This is a genomic window from Bradyrhizobium sp. ORS 375 (genome assembly GCF_000239775.1).
In the GTDB taxonomy this organism is placed as follows: Bacteria; Pseudomonadota; Alphaproteobacteria; order Rhizobiales; family Xanthobacteraceae; genus Bradyrhizobium.
In genome coordinates this window covers 1-5,691 of record NZ_CAFI01000160.1, presented here as the reverse complement: position 1 = coordinate 5,691, position 5,691 = coordinate 1, and the positions used below count along the sequence as shown (strand labels likewise).

The window sequence follows — 5,691 nt, the reverse complement described above, 5'->3', positions numbered from 1 at the left end:
GGAGGTCGAGCAGGGTGACCCGGGGGTCGTCGAGCGCAAGGGTTCGCGGCTCACCGTTGACGGTGAGGCTGACAGTCCAATTCATGCGTTGTTCCGATCGAAGCGATGGCCTAATCGAATCGCAGCGGGCACGGCCTTACGGGCCGTGGTCCGACCAGATCCAGCGACCGCGGGACGACAGCTGAGGCAAGGTTGGTTGTCCCGGGTGGCAGGTCTATTTATACGGAGGATGCCTCCGCTTAGCAAGGGGACATGAACGGTCCGTCATCAAGAGCTGGTGAGATGGAGACGAAACCACAAGAGCGCCACCGCAAGCCGCGCGCCGACGCGCAGCGCAATCGCGAGCGCGTGCTTGAAGCGGCCAAGGCGGTGTTCAGCGTCGGCGGCGCCGAGGCGAGCCTGGAAGCGGTGGCGAGGCAGGCCGGCGTCGGCATCGGCACGCTGTATCGTCATTTCCCCACTCGCGACGACCTGTTCGAGGCGGTGTATCGGAGAGAGGTCGAGCAGCTCGCCGAGCTCGCCGAGGAGCTGAAGAGCGAGCCGTCGCCTGTCGAGGCGCTCCGCCGCTGGCTGCGCTCCACGGTCCAGTTCGTCGCCACCAAGAAGGGCATGATCGCGGCGCTGGCGATCGTGATGAACGCCAACTCCGAGCTCATCGCCTATTCGCAGGGGCATCTCACCCGCTCGATCGGCGCGCTTCTGGCGCGCGCCGTCGAGGCCGGCGAGATCCGCGGCGACATCAGCGCCGACGACGTGCTGCGCGCGCTGATCGGCATGTGCTACATGCACGACCAGTCCGGCTGGCAGCAGAGCGTGCTGCGGCTGCTGGATGTGTTCGTGGATGGGTTGAAGGTCGGACAGAAGCAGCCGTGAGCGCGTCTCACGCGACATATGAGCTGCGTACAGTTTTCGCCGGCCCTCTCGTCCGGGCGATGCTGTGTCGAAGCCGAAGTTTTCTCCATCGTCATTCCGGGGCGCGCGAAGCGCGAGCCCGGACTCCATAACCCCGACGGGTCGTGAGATGGGCGGTGCCTCCACACACCGTTCTCGCTCAATAACGATCGCCTGTGAGTATGGATTCCGGGCTCATTCGCGTGCCGCGAATGCCCCGGAATGACGAAGGTGGCATTCGACGATGCTAGGAATCTGGCGCCCCGCAGGCCGCGCAGAATTTTGCGCGCGGCGTTCTCAGCGGCTTCCCACACGAGGTGCATGGCGGACCGAAGTCGCTCCGTCGATGGTGCCAGATCGCAAGGGCGTTCGTCTCATTGAAGCCGGTCAGCTCGCGGTAGCGCTGCAGCGCACCCGCTTTGCTGTCGACCGCGGCGGCGGCTTGGCCGAGGGCGCATTCAGTCGCCTGCCGATACTCTTTGATGTCGTCGATCCGTTTCCGAAGGAGAGGCTCAATCTCGGCCTATTCCTCTTCGTCGAGCATCGGCACCTCGACGCGGCAGCGCCAGCAATAGGTTGTGATCGCCATCTCAGCCCCGCAGCCACTCCATCAGCGCCTGCGCCGTCTCCTCCGGCTGCTCGGGCTGCGGCAGGTGGCCGCAATTCTCCAGCACGACCAGCCAGCTGCCGCTGATGCCGTCGGCCATTTCCTTCGACAGGCTGTTCGGAATGGTGTTGTCGGTGTCGCCGGTCAGCACGAGGGTCGGGCAGCGGATCGCGGTCAGCGTCGGCCGCGAGTCGGGGCGGGCCATGATGGCTGTGAGCTGCCGGACGAAGCCGTCGACGCCGACCTCGTCGGCCATGTCGTGCACCATTTGGCGCAGTCGCGGATCGTTCTGACGGGAGGGATGCACGAAGCCTGCGAACAGCTCATCGACCACCGCGTGATAGTCGCCGTCCTTCGCGCGCGTGATCATGGTGCGCCGGCGCGCGCTCGCCTCGGGCGTGTCGGGCCGCGCCTGCGTGTTGATCAGCGCCAGCCGGCCGATGCGCTCGGGCGCCTGGCGCATGATCTCGAAGGCGATGTATCCGCCCATCGAATGGCCGGCGAGCGCGAAGCGCGGCGGCGCCTCGGCCAGGATGCGGCGCGCGATCGCGGCCATGCTGTCATCGCGGATGTGGTTCGCCACCATCACCGGGGCGACCCGCCACAGCGCCGGAACCACCGGCGCATAGATCCGGGGCGACGAGATCAGCCCGGGCACCAGCACGAGCGGCAGCGCGTCAGTCATGGCTTTTCCCCTGAATGGCGTTACGCGAGTTGACATCGGGTGTTGACCGCCCGCGGTGCCATTTACGCGCGAGATGCCGCCGATGTCCAACGAAGTCCTTCGCTTCGAGCTGCGGCAGAGCGATGATCTCGTCAACGGCTTTGCCTGGATGCTCGCTCGGGCGGGAGCACGGGCCTGAAGCGCGCTGACAGAGGCTATTGGATCGTATGGAAGCCGGAGTGGAGGCTGGGTCGCGTGGAACGAGCCGTCGCGGTCCTGCATCGGCCGCCCGCGCAACGCGCTGCCGCGAGATCAGGGCGCAGCTCGACCGGAAGGCGACCGGGTGAGCCGCAAGGGCGTCCTACGCCTATACCCTCATCCATCTCGTTCGCTGACCACCGCGCAACGACGAGCAGTGTCCGCGGTCCGAGGCTCTGACGCCATCGGCGATTGGCGCTGAAGGTACTATCAAACGAAGACCGCGTCCTGCGGCGGTGTGAGGTTGCGGTGGCCGTGCTGAGAGCGCTCGTGTGAGCGTTCGCGGCGAACTGATGGCAGCGTCCGCAATGCGCCTTTTTGCTCCCGATCTAATTACTTACGCTCCGGACCCTGTCACCGCTGTCAGCAGCGTGATGATACCTGGAAGCGTTCTCAATCGTGGCAGGCGCGCCTGATGTCACGATAATATCACGTAATTGGCAGGCGAGGCGCTACGAGACGCGGCCACGACTACAACGATTAGTTCGAGTGCCGCGTAACTTCAAGTCGGAGCGCAAGCGCCTGCAATCGGCGCGCCAACGTCAGGGATCCCTGGCACCGTCCTCGTTGCCGCCATATCGGAGCGGTGTCGCACGCTGCGTGCGCCGGTTGCTACCCGCTTGCGGGCTCACGGGCGCGAGCGTTGCTGATGGCGATGAGAGGGGCGGACTGTCCGTGGCGCGAGCGTTCCGCCTGGCGGCGGCCTTCGATCCCCGATGCGAAGCGGTCTCGCGAGCGGGCGTGGGAGACGCAGAGCGCTGATCGCACGCGCAGCATCGCGGCGCCGCCGCTGCAGGCAGCGCTGCGATGCCAGCGGATGGTTGAAGGATCAGACCAGCAGCGGCTGGACCGTCGCTGCCAGCTGCTTCAGCAGCGGCAGGAAGCGCTCTTTCATCTCGTCGACGGTGATCCGGTCGACATGTCCGCCGATGTTCGCCGCGGCGACGATGCTGCCGTCATAGCGGCGGATCGGCACCGATATCGAGCGGAAGCCTTGCTCGGCTTCGCCGTCGACGAGCGAATAGCCGTCGCCTCGGACGGCCGCGATCGCGGCGATCACAGCCTCCTTGTCGGTGATCGTCTGCGGCGTCATCGGCGTGAGCGGCATGTGCTCGATCGCCTCGCGCAGCTGGTCGTCCGGCAGGCGGCTGAGTAGCGCGCGTCCGACCGAGGTGCAATAGGCAGGCAGTCGATGACCGATCTCAAGCCCCGCGGAGAACATCCGCGTCGGCGTCGCGCGCGCGATGAAGACGACCTGGTCGCCATCGAGCACCGCGAGCGAGCAGACCTCGCGGGCTTCCGAAGCCGTGACATCCATCAACGGCTGCATCACGGTGTTGATCTGGTTCGACGCCAGATAGCTGGATGCGAGCAGCAGCACGCGCGGCGTCAGCGAGAACAGCCGGTCGTCGCCATGGACGAAGCCGGAAGCCTTGAGAGTGAGCAGGATACGTCGCACCGTGGCGCGCGCGAGACCGGTGAGCTCGGCGGCCTTGCTCAAGGTCATCGGCCGGCGTTCGCGACTGAAGGCTTGTATCACCCGAAGTCCGCGATCGAGCGCCTCGACGAACTCGGGTCCGTCGCCACGCGCCTGCTTCTTCTCCTCATCAGTCCGCTTCAGTTTTGGCATCGGCCTGACACGATCCGCTGTTGTTGTTTTCGGCCGCAGTGAAGCTGCTGTCCGTTTGCCCGTCGGCTTCGGTTGTAGCTTTTTCACTTGCGCTTCTCCCCAGTTAAAGCGAATCTAATCTTGGCGAACATGTGTTCGTCTAGCGAACATTATTGGATGTTCGCATGACGTCAACGCCCGACTTGCGACGGAACAGGAGAGACGGCCATCATGATGAGCCAGGAGCAGAACGACCTGATCACACGCATCGGACCCAGCGCGCCGGCCGGTAAACTAATGAGGATGTACTGGCAGCCGGCAGCCTTGGTCGATGAGCTCGCGGGCGAGCGTCCGGTGCGTGCGGTCAAGCTGCTCGGTCAGGACTTCGTGCTCTTCAAGGATGAGCAGGGCCGCTACGGACTACTTGACCGCGATTGCCCGCATCGCGGCGCGGATCTCGCCTTCGGCCGCCTGGAGCATGGCGGCCTGCGCTGCGCCTTCCATGGCTGGCTGTTCGACGTCGACGGCAAGTGTCTGGAGACGCCGGCGGAGCCGGTCGGCTCGCCGCTGTGCCAGAACGTCAGGCAGCGCTCCTATCCGGTGGTCGAGAAGGGCGGCATCCTCTGGGCCTGGCTGGGCGAGGGGGCCGCGCCGGCGTTTCCGGATCTCGACTGCTTCACCGCGCCCGACGCCTACACCTTCGCCTTCAAGGGCCTGATCGAGTGCAACTGGCTGCAGGCTCTGGAGGTCGGCATCGATCCCGCGCATGCCTCGTTCCTGCACCGCTTCTTCGAGGATGAGGACACCTCCACCGCCTATGGCAAGCAGTTCCGCGGCGCCTCCGCCGACAGCGAACTGCCGATGACCAAGGTGCTGCGCGAATATGACCGGCCGATCATCAATGTCGAGCGCACCGAGTACGGCCTGCGCATCATCGCGCTGCGCGAGATCGACGCCGAGCGCACCCATGTCCGGGTCACCAATCAGCTGTTCCCGCATGCCTTCGTGATTCCGATGAGCACGGAGATGACGATCACGCAGTGGCACGTGCCGGTCGATGACGAGACCTGCTACTGGTACGCGATCTTCACCAGCTACGGCGCGCCGGTCGATCGCGCCAAGATGCGGGCGCAACGGCTCGAGCTGTATGAGCTGCCGGACTACCGCTCGCGCAAGAACAAGAGCAACGATTACGGCTTCGATCCGCGCGAGCAGGAGACCGCGACCTATACCGGCATGGGCAACGACATCAACGTGCACGACCAGTGGGCGGTGGAGTCGATGGGCCGCATCCAGGACCGGACCCGCGAGCATCTCGGACAGTCGGACAAGGCGATCATCCAGTATCGCCGTCTGCTCCGCGAGCAGATCGAGACGGTCGCGCGCGGCGAGCCGCCGATGCTGCATCTCGACGCGGCCGCGGCGCGCAGCGTGCAGGGACCGGCGACGATGGACGGCATCGGCCCCACCCGCGGCTGGGAGACCTATTGGATGGAAGTCGACGTCCGCCGCCGCCGCAACGCGCCATGGGCCGCCCCGGTCCCGGCCGACATCGTCCGCCTCGCGCCGCATCTGAGTGCTGCGGAGTGATGAGTGGCGTGATTTGGAAGACGATCAGTTGAAGTGACTGGCGAGCGCTCGCCTCGGCCGCGGTGCGCTCCC

General features: G+C 65.7%; 4 protein-coding genes and 1 pseudogene. 2 read left to right on the top strand and 3 right to left on the bottom strand.

Annotated elements, in window-relative coordinates; genetic code table 11:
* Positions 1–85: pseudogene (locus BRAO375_RS38575) on the bottom strand ((2Fe-2S)-binding protein); the annotation flags it as partial.
* A gap of 197 nt (positions 86–282) precedes the next feature.
* Between BRAO375_RS38575 and BRAO375_RS13890 the strand changes: the two are divergent.
* A complete protein-coding gene (locus BRAO375_RS13890) occupies positions 283–873 on the top strand; it encodes a TetR/AcrR family transcriptional regulator (RefSeq protein WP_009028103.1) in 591 nt (196 codons plus the stop codon).
* 608 nt (positions 874–1,481) lie between these two features.
* Here BRAO375_RS13890 and BRAO375_RS13885 read toward each other — a convergent pair.
* Positions 1,482–2,183, bottom strand: a complete 702-nt coding sequence (locus tag BRAO375_RS13885; RefSeq protein WP_009028102.1) for an alpha/beta fold hydrolase — start codon at positions 2,181–2,183, stop codon at positions 1,482–1,484.
* A gap of 1,066 nt (positions 2,184–3,249) precedes the next feature.
* The gene (locus tag BRAO375_RS13880; protein ID WP_009028101.1) at positions 3,250–4,050 is read right to left on the bottom strand and encodes an IclR family transcriptional regulator domain-containing protein; all 801 of its coding nucleotides are present in this window, start codon (positions 4,048–4,050) and stop codon (positions 3,250–3,252) included.
* A gap of 210 nt (positions 4,051–4,260) precedes the next feature.
* On the opposite strand from BRAO375_RS13880, the gene BRAO375_RS13875 reads away from it, so the two are divergent.
* On the top strand, positions 4,261–5,619 hold the full coding sequence (locus BRAO375_RS13875) for an aromatic ring-hydroxylating dioxygenase subunit alpha (protein ID WP_009028100.1): 1,359 nt from the start codon (positions 4,261–4,263) through the stop codon (positions 5,617–5,619).
* Positions 5,620–5,691: the final 72 nt, after the last annotated feature.